Origin of the sequence: Labrys miyagiensis (assembly GCF_030160835.1) — a bacterium.
Taxonomy (GTDB): domain Bacteria; phylum Pseudomonadota; class Alphaproteobacteria; order Rhizobiales; family Labraceae; genus Labrys; species Labrys miyagiensis.
Genome location: NZ_BSPC01000023.1, coordinates 1 through 16,944, shown reverse-complemented (window position 1 = coordinate 16,944; position 16,944 = coordinate 1). Strand labels below are relative to the sequence as shown.

The window sequence follows — 16,944 nt, the reverse complement described above, 5'->3', positions numbered from 1 at the left end:
CTCGTCCGCTCTTGAAACGGTAGCGCTTGAGAAAAGAACGCCGCGGCCAGTGACGACCGCGGCGTTTTCCCTTGTAATGTCAGTGGTTCAAGAGGCGGATCGTCCGACACTCTCTTGAGTGTCGTAGGACGTCCGCGCTCCCAGGTCAGTTCAGGCCGAGCGTGCCGCGCAGCTTGGAGAGGTCTTCGGCCAGCGTGGTGACCGGGCCCTGCAGGGCCTTGCGGTCTTCCTCCGTCAGCTTGTCGTAGGTCTCGTAGCCATGTCCCGTCTTGTACTTGGCGAGGATCTTCTCGACCGTGGCGAAGTTGTCGTTCACCTTCTCCGACAGGTCCTTGTCGGCCTTGACGGTCAGCGGATGCAGGAGATCGACGATCTTCTTGGCGCCGTCGACATTGGCCTTGAAGTCCCACAGGTCGGTGTGGCTGTAGCGGTCTTCCTCACCCGTGATCTTGGTGGCGCCGACTTCCTCGATCAGCGCGGCGGCGCCGCCCACCATCTTTTCCGGCGGCACGGTGAGCCCGGCGATGCGCTTCTGCAGGTCCTGCACGTCGGCGTTCAGCTTGTCGGCGATGGGCGCCAGACCATCGGTGCTCTTCTTCTCGAACAGGCCGTATTCGATGCGGTGGAAGCCGACGAAGCCCGGATCCTCTTCCTTTTTCTCATGATCGTCGGCGCGCGAGTCGATGCTGCCGTCGAGGTCGGAGAAGAGCTCGGCGATGGGCTCGATCATCTCATAATGGAAGCGGGTGGGCGCGTAGAGTTCCTGCGCCTTCTTGAGATCCCCCGCCTTAACGGCCGCAGTGAACTTGGCGGTGTCCTCGACCAGGCTCTTCACGCCCTTGGCGACATAGACCTTGTAGTCGGCGACGGGCTGCACGAGGTCGAGCGGGGAGACCGCCGTGGTGTTCGCGCCGGCCGCGGTGGCGATGCCGAAAGCGGCCGCACCCAGCAGGATGCGCCATCTGAGATTCTTCATGCGGTTCTCTCTCTTCAGTTCAAGGTTGAAGGATCGTGCAGGTCTTCGTCAGGCCGTCGCTTCGAGAAGCGATTGCCCGAGGAAGGCGGATTTATCGGCAATGCCTGGCAGGATGAAGAAATACCCACCACCGACCGGCTTGATGTATTCCTCGAGCGGTTCGCCGTTCAGCCGGCTCTGCACATGGGCGAAGCCAGCCTCGAGGTCGGACTGGAAGCAGATGAAGAGCAGGCCCATGTCGAGCTGCCCGGACTTGGTCACGCCGTTCGAGTAGTTGAACGGGCGGCGCAGGATCAGGTTTTTCAGCGATTCCGGCGTGCGCGGGTTGGCCAGGCGGATATGGGCGTCGAGCGGCGTGCGCTTGCCTTCGGGATCGTCGCTGTAGACGGGCAGATCGAGCTCGGCCTTGCCGGTGAGCGGCGCACCCGTCGGCTTGTGGCGGCCGATGATGGATTCCTGTTCCTGCAGCGGCGTGCGGTCCCAGCGCTCGACGAAGTTGCGGATGATGCGCACCACGCCATAGGTGCCGTTGATCGCCCAGGCGGGCTCGCTCGAGTCCGGCTGCACCCAGACGAGGCGCTTCATTTCCACGTCGTTGTTATGGTCGGGATTGGCGGTACCGTCCTTGAAGCCGAGCAGGTTGCGCGGGGAAGACTGCTTCTCCCCAGCGGCGCGCGGCGGCGGAACGAAGCCTTCCTGCCGCCAGCGCACCATCAACAGGTCCGGCGTGTTCTTCACGATGTCGCGCAGGGCGTGGATATTGGTGTCTGTGGTGTTGGAGCAGATCTGCACCATCAGATCGCCGTGGCAGAGATCTTCCTTGAGCGCGTCGTTGGAGAATTGCGGCATCCGGACCAGCTGCGACGGCTTCTTGCCGGCAAGGCCGAAGCGCTGGTCGAACAGCGAAGCGCCGACGCCGACCGTGATGCTGAGATTGTCGGGGGCGACCACGGGACCCATCAGGCCCGAATCGGGCGGCGGGAATTTCGGGTCGATCACCGGCGGGGTGCCGCCCTGGGTCAGGAAGGCGATGCGCTCGGTGAGGGTGCGGAACAGGCGTTCGAGATCGGTGCGCTTGGTGGCGAGCACGTCGAAGGCGACCACGAGGCCCATGGGCTGGCGCGGCGTGGTGACGCCGGCCTGGTAGATGCCGAGATAGGGCTGGCGGTCCTGCAGGCTGGTGACGGCGCCGGGTTCGTCGGCCTGGCCCTGCGCCTGCGCCTTGCTGGGGAGTGCGGCGAGCAGGGCGCCACCGCCGGCGGCGCCGAGGCCCAGCAGCATCGATCGCCGGCCGGGAGAGGCCGGATTGCGGCCGGCTGCTTTTTCAGTTTCGGGGGGGAGGGAGGATTTGTTCGTCATGGTCATTGGCCCTGTCAGTCCAGCCCGAGGGTGCCACGCAGTGTCGACAGGCTATCCGCAAGGGTCGTCACTGCTTTTTGAAGCGCCGCGCGATCGTCCTGTGTCAGCGTGTCATGGGGTTTGAAGCCGCCGTCCGGCGTCTTGTATTTGGCGAGAATGGTGTTCACCGCCGCAAAATTGTCGTCGATGTTCTTCTGCAGCGCGGCATTGGCCTTGGTGGTCAGCGGCACGAGCAGGTCGGTGATCTTCTCGGTGCCTTCGACATTGGCCTGGATGTCGGCGAGATCGGTGTGGCTGTAGCGTTCTTCCTCGCCCGAGATCTTGGCGGAGGCGAGCCGCTCCATCAGCATCGCCGCGCCGCCCACCATCTTCTCGGGCGGGACCGCGAGAGTGGACACCCGGCCCTGCAACTCGGTGACATCCTTCATAAGCTTGTCGGCGAGGGGTCCCAGGTCATCCGTGCTCTTCTGCTTGAACAGGCCATATTCGAGGCGATGAAAGCCGGCGAAGTTCGGATCGGCCTCGAGTTTCTCATAGACGTCGGCGCGAGCATCGATCGCCTTGTCGAGATCGGAGAAAAGCTCGGCCACCGGCTTGATGCGATCGTAGTGCGGGCGCGTCGAGGCATAGAGGGCCTGCGCCTTGGCGAGGTCACCGGCCTTGATGGCGTCGGTGAACGCCTTGGAGGCGTCGGCGAGATCGTCGACCTCCAGGCTCATATAGACCTTGTACTCGGCGAGTGGCCCGATGAGGTCGACCAGCCCGGGCGTGGCCTGCTTGGGTGCATTGGCGAGCGCCGTGACATGCAGCTTGCCACGCGGATTGGTGAGCAGGCCGCAGGTGATTTCATAGTCGCCCGGCTCGAGCCTGGCCGTCAGCCGCGGGAGCTTGTCGGGAGACGTGTTCTCGCTCGGGAGAATGTTCTCCTTCTCCTCGATCACCATGACCCCTTGCAGGATTTCCCACTCGAGCCCCCGATTGGCCTTATTGGTAATGACGAAGGTCGTGCGCCCCTCCGGAACGGTCAATTCATTGGGCTCGCAGGCGGTGGCCGTGATGGTCATTGCGACGGCATCGCGCGGCTTCGGCCCTTCCGCCGCCTCCTTGCGGGCGGCGAGGAAATAGGTTCCCACGCCAACGCCCGCCATGATCACGAGCATGCCGGCGCCGACAGCCAGATAATTGATACGCGGGGCTGTCACGATTGGGCTGCCTTGGAGGTTGGAGTGGAGGGCACCGCGGGCGCGCGCAGGAAGAGGAAGAGCGCCGGCAGGAGATAGAGGAGATAGGCGATGAACTCGCCATTGCTGGGTGTGGCCGTGTAGCCGAAGATGCCTGCGAGGACGGAGCCGACGGCGCTGTCATCGGGCAGGATGCCGGAGACGTCGAAGGCGACGCCCTGCATGTAGTTCCACAGGCCGGCCTCGTGCAGCGAGCGCAGGGCGGTGGCAACCAACCCGGCGGCCACGAAGATGATGAGGATGCTGGTCCAGCGGAAGAACATGCGCAGGTTGAGGCGGGCGCCGCCGTAATAGAGCGCGACACCGAAGGCAACGGCGCAGGCCAGACCGAGGAAGGCGCCGATGGGCGCGCCATAGCCGGCATTCTGCTCGAAGGTCGCCAGCAGGAAGAACACCGATTCCAGTCCCTCGCGCGCCACGGCCAGGAACACCATGCCGACCAGCGCCATGCCCTGGTGATCATGCGAGGCGAGCGCCTCGTCGATGGAATGCTGCAACTCGGCCTTGATGGTGCGAACTGCCTTGTGCATCCAGAACACCATGGTGGTGAGCAGGCACACCGCGATGACGCCGACGACAGCCTCGAACAGTTCCTGCGTGCGTTGGGGAAATTCGGCGGCGGCGACATAGAGCGCGGCGAAGACCGAGAGCGAAAGACCAATCGCCAGAATGATTCCGCACCACACTGCCGGCATCCAGTTGCCGCGTCCGGTCTGCCGCAGATAGGAGGCGACAATGCCGACGATCAGCGCTGCCTCAATGCCTTCGCGCAGCATGATGAGAAAAGGTACGAGCATAATGGTGGTCTCGCGTGCCCCCGCAGCGTTGCCGATGTGCAGGGCTAATACACGCTATCGAATTTGATGAACAAGAGGTAATGATACAAAAATATGTTAGAAATCAAAGATAAGAGGAGTTCTAAATTATAGTTATGAGTAGTTCTAAACTGCGTAGTGTGAAATTGTTCTTTAGAGTTTTTCAAAACTGTCGCTGTTGCCATTGATCCTGCAACGTCCGGCTGCGTTCTGGAGCGAGCACGCCAGGCGACCCAGGCAGATTGCCGCTGCTTCAAATCGTCATGGGGAGAGGCTAGTCTTGCGCCTCCCTCAACGGCTGATGGGCCATGACAGAGACGTCCGACACCGCGCATCCGCGACAGAGCGGCCATTTCCTTGAGATTCTGGGCGTCTTTCTGCGGCTGGGGCTGCTCTCCTTCGGCGGTCCGATCGCGCATCTGGGCTATTTCAACGAGACCCTGGTCAAGCGCCGGGGCTGGATCTCGCAGGCCGGCTACACCGACCTGATCGCCCTCAGCCAGCTGCTGCCCGGGCCTTCCTCCAGCCAGGTCGGCTTCGCGCTCGGGGTGCTGAGGGGCGGGGGGATTGCCGGCGGCCTTGCGGCCTGGCTCGGCTTTACCATGCCGACGGTGATTTTCCTGCTTGCCTTTGCCCATGGTGCCCCGGCCTTCCAGGCGCCCTGGCAGGTCGGGCTGTTGCACGGTCTCAAGCTCGTGGCGGTCGCCGTCGTCGCGCACGCCGTCTGGGGCATGGCGCGGACACTGGCCTGGGACGGGCGCCTGATCGCCATCACGATTGCCGCCACCGCGATGGCGCTGACGCTCGAAGGCGCCTGGGCGCAGATCGGCGTGATCGCGATGGGCGCGCTGGCCGGGCTCGCCCTGATCAAGGGCGGCGAGGGGCCGGACATCTCTCACGCGATACTGCCGATTTCACGCGGGCAGGGCGGCACGGCGCTCGTCGCGTTCGCGGTCCTCTTTCTCGGGCTGCCGCTGCTCGCCGCCGGCACGGGTTCGCATGTCCTCGACCTGATCACCGGCTTCTTTCGCTCCGGCTCGCTGGTGTTCGGCGGCGGTCATGTCGTGCTGCCCCTGTTGCACGATGTGGTGGTTGCGCCTGGTTGGGTGAGCGTCAGCGATTTCGTCGCCGGTTATGGCGCGACGCAGGCCATGCCCGGCCCGGTCTTCTCCTTTGCCGCCTTTCTCGGAGCGGTGGCATCACCGGCGCCGAACGGTATCGTCGGCGGCATGATCGCGGTGCTGGCCTTGTTCCTGCCCGGGCTCCTGTTGATCTATGGCATGCTGCCCTTCTGGAACGATATGCGCCGCATCGGTGCCGTGCAGGCCGCGATGCGCGGCGTCAATGCCGCAGTGATCGGGCTGCTCGCCGCCGCCTTCTACCAGCCGCTCTGGACATCCACGATCACCGGCGTCGGCGATATCGTGCTGGCGCTGGGAGGCTTCTCCGCGCTGGTTTTCTGCCGCGCACCGCCCTGGCTTGTGGTGATCGCGCTGGGCGCCATTGGTATCGCGCGGGGCGTGATGGCCTGAAGTTTTCCCCGGAGAGCTACCGGGCCGTCCTGATCGAAGCGACCGCCCGCGCCACCAGGTCCTTCGTGGCCGTCACCACGCCCCACACCGGCGTGCCCTTCAGCCAGTTCAGGATCGAGCTCCGGATCCAGGCGATGAAATTGATCAGCCAGGCGAACCACCCGATGGTCATCAGCTTGGGCTTGCCAGCCTCATAGATGCGCTCGATCAGCAGGAAGCTTGCGAGATAGGCAAAGACCAGAATCAGGAGGCCGCGGGTGATATGGGTCTCGCCGATCAGCAGCAGGCCGTAGATCTTCAGGGGCTCGGCGATGGCGAGCGGCACCAAGAGCAGCACCAGGATGACGAAGCGGGGCAGACGCGCCACCTGCGCTTCGGCCACCTCGACAACATGCAGTTCCGCAAAGCGCCGGATGAGCGGACGGTAGAGCGGACGGGCAAGCTCGTCGATGATGACGATGAAGCCGACGACGATCTGAAGGGGGAGAAGCAAAAGGCGCTTGAGCGTCATGGGATAATCCCGGGTAATCCACACGACAATGTGTGGAGGCGTAGCGCGATTGCAACAGCTGCGTGCAAGAATCACCAAAAGATCGGGTTTCCCACCGTTTCGCCGCATTCGGCGGTTCTATCAGGCGCCGGCTTCGGTGATACGGAGTTTTCGGCCGGGGATTCTGAGAAGACTCGGATTTCTAGACGACGCGGCGATATCCGGGCTCATCCATGCGATGGCGTGGAAAAACTCCGTCCAGGCAGCGAGATGGAATCAAGACAGCAGATCGGCCTGGCGGCCCTTGGGGTGATCGGACTGGCATTGGCGTTCGGCGGCTTCGCGCTGCAACGTCCGGCCGCGCCGTCCCGCGCCGTCGAGGCGGATATGGCGGCTGCAGCGCCGGCATCGCCACCCGCGCCTCCGGCCGCCTCGGTTCCCACGCCGCGGGGTGCCGAAAGTTGCCTGCGCGAGGGTATCGCGGTGACGCTGAGCCAGGCGAGTTTCCACATCTCCGGCCCGCCGGCCCTGACGCTGATCACCGGCGATGGCGTCGACGATGAGATCAATTTCGCCACCAAGGCGGGCGTGGACAAGGCCTGCCAGGCGCCTGCCATCACGGCCAAGGCCATCGCGCTCAATTTCGACGCCATGGAGAAGGACTGGGGCGTTGCCGCCAATTGGCGCAGCGAGTTCTGCACGGATGCGGCGCAGGAGGCCATCCGCTTCCTGTGCGATGGCGAGGAGCGGCCCAAGGGCACGCCGCGCCGCCTTGCCCTGGTGGCGATCTACGATGCCAACACCTTCAATGGCGAGAGCATGTTTCCCCAGGAAGCGCCGCAATATGTGAATTTCCTGGCCTGGAAGAACCAGCTGATCAAGGCTGGCACTCCGCCGCCGGTGCAGCCCGATGGCACCTTCGATGTCTATCCCGGCGGCGTCTGGTTGGAACGTGACGGCAAGGGCGGTGATCCCTTCCTCGTCTCCTGCGACGCGGACGTCTGGCCGGTGACGGGCCAGCATTACTGCGTCGGTACGCTCGGCCTCGACAAGGGGCTGCGGGCGCGCGTCGAATTCCGCACCGTGACGGGGCAGATCGGCACCGAGGCCGGCGCCGCGGAGGCCCATCTGCGCACGTTGCTGGCAGCCTGGAAGTAAAGTCTACTCGTCATCTCTACCCCTCTTCAGGGCCGGCCCAGCCGGGCAGGTAGTTCGATTCTTCCGAGCGGGCGAGTTGCAGCGCGCGGTCGAGGGCACCCCCGAAATCGGTCTCGATCTGCCTCCTGGTGATCCGGCGGCGCAGGAAGTCGGCCCAGAGGAATTCGACATAGGGCGCATCCGACTTGGCATAGCCGCCGGCCCGGCGCAGGGAGCCGGCGAGCGAGCGGTAGGGATCATCCACCAGGCCGGTGATCCGCTTGGGGATGGCATCGTAGGACTGGCGCACGCCATTCTCGTCGAAGGGATGCATCAGGTTGAGATTGTCCAGCACGAACCAGAAAGCTCGCCTGTCGAGCTTGGAGTAATTGGCCCGGACGGTCACGAAGACCTTTTCGACGCCCTCCTCATGCAGCGCGAGCGAGAGATGATGGTGGTCGAGGATGTAGTAATTGCCCTTGGGGCCGACGATCACGGGGATCATGTGATCTTTGACATAGCTCATCTCTTTCCGGATGCCCTGCGCTTTCCAGCGCTTGCGCTTGTCCTCGACCTCCTTCCTCCCGACGGTGATCTGGGTGGGCCGGAGACTGTCGATCGGAACCGGCTTGATGACGGGATCGACATAGTGATCGACACGGGCTGTACTTGTCATGGTGATCTTCCCGATGATGAGAGCGCGGAACAAGCGGCTTCATAAGCATCCCACACGCTCCAGAAGCAGCGATCGGGCCCGGCGAGGTCTCCGGCCCCCGCCTTGACCAGGCCGGCCCGGGCATCGTCCTTCAGCCGCGCCAGGTAAAGCACCTTGCCCTTGCCCCTCAGCACGCCTTCGAACTCGACAAGGGCATCGAGGGCGGTCGAATCCATGTCGGAGCTGTCTTCCAGGCTGAGGATGACGGCGCGCATGGTTGGCTTGTCGAGGCAAAGGCGCTGGCCCTGACCCAGGCTTGCCTCGGCATTGAAGAAGAACAGCGGCTCCGTGGGCCTGAAAATGCCGATCCTCTCGTCCAGACGGGCCTCGGGATGACGCGCGACGTCGACGAAGTCGCGGGAATCGCCGAGTTCGCCCAGCATGGCGACCTGCGGCGAGCCGAGGCGGCGCAGCGTCGCTGCGATGGACAGGGCGATGGCGACCAGCATGCCGTTGAGCACGCCGAGCACCATCACCGCCAGCGCGGCCGCGCAGGCGACATATTGGTCGCGGTCCATCTTCCACAGCCGCAACAGGGGCTGGGGATCGAGCGCGTGGGTCATCGCCGCGATCACCACCGCGGCGAGGATCGGTTCGGGCAGGCGGGCGACCTGGCTGCCAGCAACCCCGATGAGGATGGCGACGCCGATCGCGGCCACGACGCCGGCCCAGCGGCTCACGGCTCCCGCCGCCTCATTGGCGGAGGAGGCGGAAAAGCCAGCTCCGACAGGCATGCCGCGCACGAGGCCGGAGATCAGGTTGGCCGTACCGATCGCCAGCAATTCCCGATTGGCCTCGACCTGCTGGTCATGGCGCAGGGCGAGCGAGCGCACCGTGCCCCAGGATTCGGCGAACAGGATAAGGGCGAGAGGCACCGAGGTCTGCACCAGGCGCGACCATTCGCGCCCGGTAAGATCGGGGATGACAGGCAGTTCCGGCGTGACGTCGATCGGGCCGACGATGGCGACGTGGTGGCCGGGGAAATCGACGAGATAGGTCGCGGCGATACCACCAGCCAGCACGAGGAAGGCGCCGGGCAGGACAGGGATGCGCCGAAGCGTCAGCAGAGCCGCCAGCGCCACCGTGCCGGTGATGAGACCAACGCCGTTCCATTGGGAGTACTGCCTGGCGATGCCGATGACGAGGCTCAGGGGATCGCCGCTCGCCTGGATGCCGAGGACGGAGGGGATCTGCTTGAGCACGATGGTGATGGCGAGGCCGAAGGCAAAGCCGCGCAGGACCGGCCGGGACACGAAGCTCGACAGCGAGCCCAGTCTGGCAAAGCCGGCGACGAGGAAGACCACGCCCGCGATGACAACGGCGCTGAAGGCGATCGCCTGCTTGTCGGCGCCACCAACCGACTGGAAGGAGCCAACGGTGGCGGCGAGAATTGCGGCGGAGGACGAGGTCGCGGTGGTGATGGCGTAACTGCTGCGTCCGAGCAGGGCATAGACCACCAGGCCGACGATAGCGGCAAAGACGGCGTGCTGCGGCGGCAGACCCGCAATGGTCGAATAGGCCACGGCCTCGGGCACCAGCAGGCCCGCAACGGACAGTCCGGCCAGGACATCGCTACGCTGCACCGCCAAGCTCAAATCCTTTTGCCGGCAAACGGAATTGCCGCATGAGCGGGCTCGATTATGGCGCCATTGTGGCAGTTGTGTTTCACATTCTTTCCATCCCCAGCTTGCATGGGAAAGGGGGAAATCGTGGGAGGAGTAATCTGTCGTATCATCCCCTGCCGCGCAGCCACAAAAAATCCGCCGGCTCTGGAGAACCGGCGGATCGCCCATGCGATGGGAGCGGATCAGCCCTTGATGGTCTTGATCAGGTCGTCATAGGCCTTGCAGACGTCGTCGGTCGGCTTGTCGCCGGCAGCCTGGGCCTTGGTCATCAGCTCCTGGGCCTTCTGCTGCCAGGTCTGGGCATTGGCGGCCGCCTTGGCCGGATCCTTCATGGCGTCCTGCATGGCGGCCATCAGGTCCGTGCCCTTCTGCTTCAGCACCTCGGGCGTGCAGCTCGAGCTGCCGCCGCCGCAGGAGGCGAGCGAGAGCGCGACGGCGCCGGTCATGGCGGCGATCAACAGTTTTTTCATGGGAAGCTTCCTTTCCTCACCTTCGGCGGCCGGCTTTGACCGGCCATGATTCTTCGGTGCCGCAGCGCAGGTGAGCCGGCGCGGGCAGCACACGGCTAGCTGCCCGTATTCGCGCATGACGTGCATAAGCGCACATCGCGCAACCGAATCGGTGGCGATCCGGCCTGCTCGCCATGGAGGCGATGCGAATAAGGTGCAACTTGGGGGTGTGCCATATCAGCAGCACCGGAGCGCAGGTCAGGCGAAGGTGTCCGCAAGGTCGTGGTCCCGCAATCGGGAAGCCGTCAGACGCTGGCCGTCAGCCCGCCATCGACATAGATGATGTGGCCGTTGACGAAGTTCGAGGCGTCGCTCGCCAGGAAGACAGCCGCACCCGCCAACTCCTCGACCTTGCCCCAGCGCCCGGCCGGCGTGCGGGCTTCCACCCAGGCCGAAAATTTCTCATCCGCCATCAGGGCGGTGTTGAGCTCGGTCTCGATATAGCCAGGGCCGATGCCGTTGACCTGGATGTTGTGGCGGCCAAGCTCGGCGCACATCGCCTTGGTCATCATCTTCACCGCGCCCTTGGCGGCGGTGTAGGGCACGATGTTGGCGCGGCCGAGTTCGCTCATCACCGAACAGATATTGATGATCTTGCCCGCCTTGCGGGCGATCATGCCGCGCGCCACGGCCTGGGCCACGAAGAATACGCCGTCGACATTGGTGGTCTGCACTTCGCGGAACACCTCGGCCGGAAACTCGATGAAAGGCATGCGGCGCTGGATGCCGGCATTGTTGATGAGGATGTCGATACGGCCGTGGCGTGCCTCGATGGCGCCGACGGTCGTTTCGATGGCAGCGCGGTCCGTGACGTCGAAGGCCGCGGTTTCGACCGTCAGGCCCTGCTCCACCAGGGAGCGGGCGGCGCTGTCGAGCTTGGCCTGGTCCCGCCCGTTGAGAATCACGGTGGCGCCGGCCTCGGCCAGCCCCTTGGCCAGCGCCAGGCCGATGCCCTGGCTGGAGCCGGTGATAAGGGCGATGCGGCCCGTCAGGTCGAACATATCCGTCAGCATGGTTTCCTCCCGCGCCGGGTCGCTAGCGGTTCCAAAGGAACCGGATGGCGCTCCAGATTCTGTCTTGTCGCATTTCCTTTGCGCGAGCTAGGCGTGCCGCTTGAAAATCTCCTGACCCTAGCGCGTGAGGGTGGGAGAGGCCAGCTGGTTCGTCCGACAAATGTGACGCACTGGCGTCAGGTTGACTGCTTTCTCACGGCCTCGATCTGCTCGTCATAGGCCTTGCAGATATCCTGCGAGGGTGAAGCGCCGGCCGATTGCGCCTTCGCCATCAGGTCCAAAGCCTTGCCCCAGGCATCGGGATTGGCGGTGGCCTTGGCCGGATCCTTGGCGAGGGCCGCTGTCATGGCATCTTGCAGATCTTGGTGTTTTTGCTGCAGCGCCTCGGGCGTGCAATCCTCGCCACCGCCACAGGAGGCGAGCGCGAAAGCAAGAGCGCCGAGCAGGGCGGATTTCACCAGGGCCATTCCTTGTCTTTCGGGCCGGGGATCGAATCGGCCATTGCCAGCCCGCATAGGCGAAGCCCCAGCGTCTTTCAACAGCGGAGGTTCGGGCATGCTTGGCAAGACAGGAATGTCGCAAAATCGTCAAAACCGTGCATTTTCCTGCCCGAGCCGTCGTATGGCGACAAAAAAATAACAAGTTTGTTGCTAATAAAGCAGATCCAGTCCCGCTTTCCGTTTAGGAAGCCACTCTGGGCCGCAGGGCTTGATCGCTCCCGGACTGTTTGTCGGACGATTTCAATCCCCTGGGGGAGAAGTCAAAACAGTGTGCGAAAGCGCACACCGACTCATTTATGTTTGAAATATTCGGAATCGAAATCTGTTTCGAGAAGCGACGATAGAGGTTTTCTTACGAAAACATGGGCAAGGCCGCAAAACACCCCCTGAAATCATCATCCCTCTTGCCGGAGCTGCGACAGGTCGCGGCCCTCCCGTTGCGCACGGAGCAGGGTCAACTCGAAGTGTGTCTGGTCACCACGCGGGAAACCCGGCGCTGGACTATCCCCAAGGGCTGGCCGATGAAGGATATCAAGGACTGCCGCGCCGCCGCCATAGAGGCCGAACAGGAAGCCGGCCTCCTGGGCAAGACCCGGAAGGAACCGGTTGGCGAGTTCCTCTACTGGAAGCGGCGCAATCTGCAATTCGACCTCGTCCGCGTCCTCGTCTACCAGCTTGACGTGACCGGCCATTTGCCTGCCTGGCGCGAAATGGGCGAGCGCGAAGTGCGCTGGTTCAAGCCCCACGACGCCGCGCTGCTGGTGGAGGAGGTGGGCCTGTCGGCCCTGCTGGAAGGGCTGGAAGAAGCAGCGTGACCGTTGCCGGGTCAGTGTCAGGGCTGAGAACTCGGGTTAATAATGGCGGGGACATCGTCATTCCCACAACCAAACCGAAGGTTTGGTTGGATGACCGAAGGGAGACCCGGAATCAAGAACACTACCCTATGAGGACAGTGTTCATGGATTCCGGCGTTCCCACTCACAAGCAAAGCTTGTGAGGACACGCTCCCCAACCAAACCTCCGGTTTGGTTGTGGGAATGACGCCCCAGCCGTCTACACCCCCGTTAACCCGAGTTCGGAGCCCTGGGGTAACCGTCATGAGTCTGTCGCACGCTTGATCTAGCCCGTGACTTCCCAGGGCGCGTCGGCTGTTCGGGCTGGGCGGGGCGGCGGTCCTGGCGGAGCCGTCATGGACAATATTCGACAGGAACGTCTGCCGGGCACGAATTTCGTGCCGGTGGCGATATCGGGCCTGGTCTGGGCCTATCGTTTCCGCGAAGGGTATGCCCCCGAGGCGCTTGAAGCCGGCGACGTGCCGGGCGCGCTCCTGGCCGAGGATGGCTGGCTCTGGCTGCATTTCAGCCTTACCGACAGGCTGGCCCGGGACTGGATCTCTTCGCTCGAGCAGTTGCCGGAGGAAGTCCGCTCCCTGTTCATGGCCAGCGACGAACCGCTCGGCCTGCAGGCCGGCGGCGATGTCATCTACGGCGTGATCGCCGATTTCCACAGCGAGCTGGCGGGCGAGAGCGATCATATCGGGCGCCTGCGCTTCGCGCTCAGCGAGAGGCTGGTGATCTCCGGGCGCCGGCACCCGCTACGCTCGGTGGAGGAGATCCACCGCGCCGTCCAGGGCGGGCTCAACCTTCCCGTCGCGGGTCAGCTCATCGAAACCATTATCGATCGCTTCTGCGATGCCGTCGCCCGCCGCGTCGCGGCGATGACGGATGAGCTCGACACCGCCGAGGATCGCGTCGTCGTTGATATGGCGACCACCGAGCGCAGCAGGCTGATCAATGTCCGCCGCATCACGGTGCGGGTGCATCGCCAGCTTTCCTCGCTCTCCTCGGTGCTGCGCAACTGGCATGCCCGGCCGCGCGACGAGAAGGACAAGCCGGCGATGCACATCTCGTCGAAGCGGTTGGCCGACCGGCTCGAATCGCTCGATCACGACATGCACACGCTGCAGGAGCGCGCCAAGCTGCTGCTCGACGAGGTGGCGGCCCGCCAGGCCGACGAGACCAACCGTTCCTTGCGGGCGTTGTCGATCATCACCGCGTTGCTGCTGCCGGGCAGCATGGTGGCCGGCATCTTCGGCATGAACACCAAGGACCTGCCCTTCACGGATACGGAAGGCGGCTTCTGGTTCGCCATGATCATCGGCGTCGCTGCGACGGCGGTGTTCTACTGGGTGCTGAAGCGGGTGGGAGCGGGTCTGCGCCTGTGAAGGATTGGTAAGGATCGGGCCAAAACGTCGCGGCCGCCCTTGCGAAAGAGCGGTCGCGCTTCCATAAGAACCTGCAACTTTGGTGGTCTCATCATGGAAGTGATCCTTGTCCCGCGTCGTCTCCGCGCCGAACGGCCTTAGCCCTAATTTCCTGCCGATCCTGGCAGTGTTCCTGGTGACGGGCTTCGCGCTTTTCACCGGCTGGCTTTATGCGCCGATCGCCGTCTTCGCCTTCGTGGTTGCCGGCTGGATCATCACGCTCTGCCTGCATGAATCGGCCCACGCGCTGGTGGCCTATTGGGGCGGCGACAGAGGCGTGGTGCAGCGGGGCTATCTCACGCTCGATCCGCTCGCCTATGCCCATCCCCTCATGACGTTTGGCCTGCCGATCCTCTTCCTTTTGCTGGGCGGCATCGGCTTGCCGGGCGGCGCCGTCTACATCAATACGGGCGCCCTGCGCAGCAAGCATTGGGATGCGTTCTGCTCGGCGGCGGGGCCGCTCGCCAACCTCGTCGTGCTGGTGGTTCTCTCCATTCCCTTCATGCTGGGCATGCACGAACAGGTCGGCACCGCGCCCTTCTGGGGCGGCCTTGCCTTCCTGGCCGCGCTCCAGGGCTCGGCCGTGGTGCTGAACCTCCTGCCCATCCCCGGCTTCGATGGCTTCGGCATCATCAGGCCCTATCTGCCCTATGACATGCAGGCACAGGCGATCCGGGCGGCCCCCATCGTTTCCATGCTGGCGCTGCTCCTCCTCTGGAACACCCAGTTCGGTGGCATGGTCTGGGGTGCCGTGTTCCGTCTCACCGATCTCTTCGGCCTCGACCCGCAATATATCTTCTACGGCCTGAGCCTGTTCCGCTTCTGGAACTGACGGCGATGGGGCGCCGGCCCCTGGGCGGACTCTTGCCTCTGCGGGCTGTGCTCCTGTCTGACCCGTAGGGCGGGACGCTGGAAGTTTCGCGGGCGCGCCCTTGCCCCGCCGCGCCGCCTCCGCTACACACCGCCCCAATCCCCATTTCTCTGACAAGCGGCAGCAAGGCACCATGGCCTCGTATCAATTCGTCTACCACATGCAGGGTCTGAACAAGACCTATCCGGGTGGCAAGAAGGTGCTGGATAACATCCATCTCTCCTTCTACCCCGATGCCAAGATCGGCGTGCTCGGCGTCAACGGCTCGGGCAAATCGACGCTGCTGCGCATCATGGCCGGCATCGACAAGGATTTCACCGGCGACGGCTGGGTGGCGGAGGGCGCGCGCGTCGGCTACCTGCCGCAGGAACCCAAGCTCGATCCGACCAAGACGGTGCGCGAGAACGTCATGGACGGCGTTGCGGCCAAGAAGGCGATCCTCGACCGCTACAACGAACTCGCCATGAACTATTCGGACGAGACGGCTGACGAGATGAGCCACCTGCAGGACGAGATCGACGCCAAGAATCTGTGGGATCTCGACAGCCAGGTCGACCAGGCCATGGATGCGCTGATCTGCCCGCCAGACGATGCCGCCGTCGACAATCTCTCCGGCGGTGAACGCCGCCGCGTGGCGCTCTGCCGCCTGCTGCTCGAAGCGCCCGAACTGCTGTTGCTGGACGAGCCGACCAACCATCTCGATGCCGAGACCGTGGCCTGGCTCGAAGGCCATCTGCGCACCTATCCCGGCGCGATCCTGATCGTCACCCATGACCGCTACTTCCTCGACAATGTCACCGGCTGGATCCTCGAGCTCGATCGCGGCCGTGGCATTCCCTATGAGGGCAACTACTCCACCTGGCTGGTGCAGAAGCAGAAGCGCCTCGCCCAGGAATCGAGCGAGGAGGAGAGCCGCCAGAAGCAGCTCGCCGCCGAGCAGGAATGGATCGCGGCCAGCCCCAAGGCGCGCCAGGCCAAGTCCAAGGCCCGCATCAATGCCTATGAGGACCTGCTCGCCAAAGCCAATGAGAAGGGCCCGAGCACGGCCCAGATCATGATCCAGACCGGCCCACGCCTCGGCGGCAAGGTCATCGAGGTCGCCGGCGTCTCCAAGGCCTATGGCGATCGCCTGCTGATCGACGATTTGAACTTCACCCTGCCGCCAGGCGGCATTGTCGGCGTCATCGGGCCCAACGGCGCCGGCAAGACCACCTTGTTCCGCATGCTGCTCGGCCTGGAGAAGCCCGATGCCGGCACCATCACCTTCGGCGATACCGTGCAGCCGGGCTATGTCGACCAGTCGCGCGACGCGCTCGACCCGAACAAGACGGTCTGGCAGGAAATCTCCGGCGGCAACGACATTCTGTATCTGGGCAAGCGCGAAGTGAACTCGCGCGGCTACACCTCGGCCTTCAACTTCAAGGGTGGCGACCAGCAGAAGAAGGTCGGCGTGCTCTCGGGCGGCGAGCGCAACCGCGTGCAACTGGCCAAGATGCTGAAGGAAGGCTCAAACGTCCTCTTCCTGGACGAGCCGACCAACGACCTCGACGTGGAAACGCTGCGGGCCCTGGAAGAAGCGCTGGAGAACTATGCCGGCTGTGCCGTCATCATCTCGCATGACCGCTTCTTCCTCGACCGCCTCGCCACCCATATCCTGGCCTTCGAAGGCGACAGCCATGTCGAGTGGTTCGAAGGCAATTTCGAGACTTATGAGGAAGACAAGAAGCGGCGCCTCGGCATCGATTCCACCATTCCCAAGCGCATTCAGTACAAGAAGTTTTCGCGCTAAATCTCTGGAACGTTTTGCGATTCTTGCCGATTTCGTCAAATCGCAAAACGCCCTAGTGTCATGATCGATAAATTGCTACGATTATAGCAGTTATTGGAGGCGATCATGG

Annotated in this window: 16 protein-coding genes; 6 read left to right on the top strand and 10 right to left on the bottom strand. The window is 63.9% G+C overall.

Annotated features, from left to right (window positions below; all coding sequences use genetic code 11):
* Nucleotides 1-145: 145 nt before the first annotated feature.
* The 4 genes from efeO (QQL24_RS12380) to efeU are packed head-to-tail and all read right to left on the bottom strand — an operon-like array spanning nucleotide 146 to nucleotide 4,373.
* Entirely contained in the window at nucleotides 146-976 is an 831-nt protein-coding gene (efeO, locus tag QQL24_RS12380) for an iron uptake system protein EfeO (RefSeq protein WP_284312384.1), read from the bottom strand.
* A 48-nt stretch (nucleotides 977-1,024) separates the two neighbouring features.
* Entirely contained in the window at nucleotides 1,025-2,335 is a 1,311-nt protein-coding gene (efeB, locus tag QQL24_RS12375; protein ID WP_284312383.1) for an iron uptake transporter deferrochelatase/peroxidase subunit, read from the bottom strand.
* A gap of 14 nt (nucleotides 2,336-2,349) precedes the next feature.
* On the bottom strand, nucleotides 2,350-3,537 hold the full coding sequence (gene efeO, locus QQL24_RS12370) for an iron uptake system protein EfeO (protein ID WP_284312382.1): 1,188 nt from the start codon (nucleotides 3,535-3,537) through the stop codon (nucleotides 2,350-2,352).
* Nucleotides 3,534-4,373, bottom strand: a complete 840-nt coding sequence (gene efeU / locus QQL24_RS12365; RefSeq protein WP_284312381.1) for an iron uptake transporter permease EfeU — start codon at nucleotides 4,371-4,373, stop codon at nucleotides 3,534-3,536. Before efeU ends, efeO (QQL24_RS12370) begins: the two co-directional genes overlap by 4 nt.
* Before the next feature lie 326 nt (nucleotides 4,374-4,699).
* Here efeU and chrA point away from each other — a divergent pair, with 326 nt between their 5' ends.
* Nucleotides 4,700-5,923, top strand: coding sequence for a chromate efflux transporter (chrA, locus tag QQL24_RS12360; protein ID WP_284312380.1), 1,224 nt, complete (start codon nucleotides 4,700-4,702; stop codon nucleotides 5,921-5,923).
* 16 nt (nucleotides 5,924-5,939) lie between these two features.
* Here chrA and QQL24_RS12355 read toward each other — a convergent pair whose 3' ends face one another.
* Nucleotides 5,940-6,434 carry a hypothetical protein gene (locus QQL24_RS12355; RefSeq protein ID WP_284312379.1) on the bottom strand — a complete coding sequence of 165 codons (495 nt, stop codon included), beginning with the start codon at nucleotides 6,432-6,434 and terminating at the stop codon, nucleotides 5,940-5,942.
* A 249-nt stretch (nucleotides 6,435-6,683) separates the two neighbouring features.
* Here QQL24_RS12355 and QQL24_RS12350 point away from each other — a divergent pair, with 249 nt between their 5' ends.
* Nucleotides 6,684-7,571, top strand: coding sequence for a hypothetical protein (locus QQL24_RS12350; protein ID WP_284312378.1), 888 nt, complete (start codon nucleotides 6,684-6,686; stop codon nucleotides 7,569-7,571).
* 16 nt (nucleotides 7,572-7,587) lie between these two features.
* Here QQL24_RS12350 and QQL24_RS12345 read toward each other — a convergent pair whose 3' ends face one another.
* The 5 genes from QQL24_RS12345 to QQL24_RS12325 all read right to left on the bottom strand — a co-directional run bounded on the left by QQL24_RS12345 (nucleotide 7,588) and on the right by QQL24_RS12325 (nucleotide 11,870).
* Nucleotides 7,588-8,226, bottom strand: a complete 639-nt coding sequence (locus QQL24_RS12345) for a ParB-like protein (protein ID WP_284312377.1) — start codon at nucleotides 8,224-8,226, stop codon at nucleotides 7,588-7,590.
* Entirely contained in the window at nucleotides 8,223-9,848 is a 1,626-nt protein-coding gene (locus tag QQL24_RS12340) for a SulP family inorganic anion transporter (protein ID WP_284312602.1), read from the bottom strand. The genes QQL24_RS12345 and QQL24_RS12340 overlap by 4 nt, the downstream gene beginning before the upstream one ends.
* A 224-nt stretch (nucleotides 9,849-10,072) precedes the next feature.
* On the bottom strand, nucleotides 10,073-10,360 hold the full coding sequence (locus QQL24_RS12335) for a hypothetical protein (protein ID WP_284312376.1): 288 nt from the start codon (nucleotides 10,358-10,360) through the stop codon (nucleotides 10,073-10,075).
* A gap of 284 nt (nucleotides 10,361-10,644) precedes the next feature.
* Entirely contained in the window at nucleotides 10,645-11,412 is a 768-nt protein-coding gene (locus QQL24_RS12330; protein WP_284312375.1) for a glucose 1-dehydrogenase, read from the bottom strand.
* A gap of 176 nt (nucleotides 11,413-11,588) precedes the next feature.
* Nucleotides 11,589-11,870: a hypothetical protein gene (locus QQL24_RS12325; RefSeq protein ID WP_284312374.1), complete on the bottom strand. Its 282-nt coding sequence runs from the start codon at nucleotides 11,868-11,870 to the stop codon at nucleotides 11,589-11,591.
* 404 nt (nucleotides 11,871-12,274) lie between these two features.
* Between QQL24_RS12325 and QQL24_RS12320 the strand changes: the two genes are divergently transcribed.
* The 4 genes from QQL24_RS12320 to ettA all read left to right on the top strand — a co-directional run bounded on the left by QQL24_RS12320 (nucleotide 12,275) and on the right by ettA (nucleotide 16,835).
* The gene (locus tag QQL24_RS12320) at nucleotides 12,275-12,727 is read left to right on the top strand and encodes an NUDIX hydrolase (protein WP_284312373.1); all 453 of its coding nucleotides are present in this window, start codon (nucleotides 12,275-12,277) and stop codon (nucleotides 12,725-12,727) included.
* A gap of 374 nt (nucleotides 12,728-13,101) precedes the next feature.
* A complete protein-coding gene (locus QQL24_RS12315) occupies nucleotides 13,102-14,136 on the top strand; it encodes a CorA family divalent cation transporter (RefSeq protein WP_284312372.1) in 1,035 nt (344 codons plus the stop codon).
* Between the two features lie 106 nt (nucleotides 14,137-14,242).
* Entirely contained in the window at nucleotides 14,243-15,007 is a 765-nt protein-coding gene (locus QQL24_RS12310) for a site-2 protease family protein (RefSeq protein ID WP_284312371.1), read from the top strand.
* Between the two features lie 172 nt (nucleotides 15,008-15,179).
* A complete protein-coding gene (gene ettA / locus QQL24_RS12305) occupies nucleotides 15,180-16,835 on the top strand; it encodes an energy-dependent translational throttle protein EttA (RefSeq protein WP_284312370.1) in 1,656 nt (551 codons plus the stop codon).
* Nucleotides 16,836-16,944: the final 109 nt, after the last annotated feature.

Excerpts from the sequence above, each read along its gene's own strand:
- QQL24_RS12355 (WP_284312379.1), bottom strand. The coding sequence starts at position 6,434 with ATGACGCTCAAGCGCCTTTTGCTTCTCCCCCTTCAGATCGTCGTCGGC.
- QQL24_RS12330 (WP_284312375.1), bottom strand. The coding sequence starts at position 11,412 with ATGCTGACGGATATGTTCGACCTGACGGGCCGCATCGCCCTTATCACC.
- efeU (WP_284312381.1), bottom strand. The coding sequence starts at position 4,373 with ATGCTCGTACCTTTTCTCATCATGCTGCGCGAAGGCATTGAGGCAGCG.
- QQL24_RS12345 (WP_284312377.1), bottom strand. The coding sequence starts at position 8,226 with ATGACAAGTACAGCCCGTGTCGATCACTATGTCGATCCCGTCATCAAG.
- efeO (WP_284312384.1), bottom strand. The coding sequence starts at position 976 with ATGAAGAATCTCAGATGGCGCATCCTGCTGGGTGCGGCCGCTTTCGGC.
- QQL24_RS12315 (WP_284312372.1), top strand. The coding sequence starts at position 13,102 with ATGGACAATATTCGACAGGAACGTCTGCCGGGCACGAATTTCGTGCCG.
- efeB (WP_284312383.1), bottom strand. The coding sequence starts at position 2,335 with ATGACGAACAAATCCTCCCTCCCCCCCGAAACTGAAAAAGCAGCCGGC.
- QQL24_RS12320 (WP_284312373.1), top strand. The coding sequence starts at position 12,275 with ATGGGCAAGGCCGCAAAACACCCCCTGAAATCATCATCCCTCTTGCCG.
- ettA (WP_284312370.1), top strand. The coding sequence starts at position 15,180 with ATGGCCTCGTATCAATTCGTCTACCACATGCAGGGTCTGAACAAGACC.
- QQL24_RS12350 (WP_284312378.1), top strand. The coding sequence starts at position 6,684 with ATGGAATCAAGACAGCAGATCGGCCTGGCGGCCCTTGGGGTGATCGGA.
- chrA (WP_284312380.1), top strand. The coding sequence starts at position 4,700 with ATGACAGAGACGTCCGACACCGCGCATCCGCGACAGAGCGGCCATTTC.
- QQL24_RS12335 (WP_284312376.1), bottom strand. The coding sequence starts at position 10,360 with ATGAAAAAACTGTTGATCGCCGCCATGACCGGCGCCGTCGCGCTCTCG.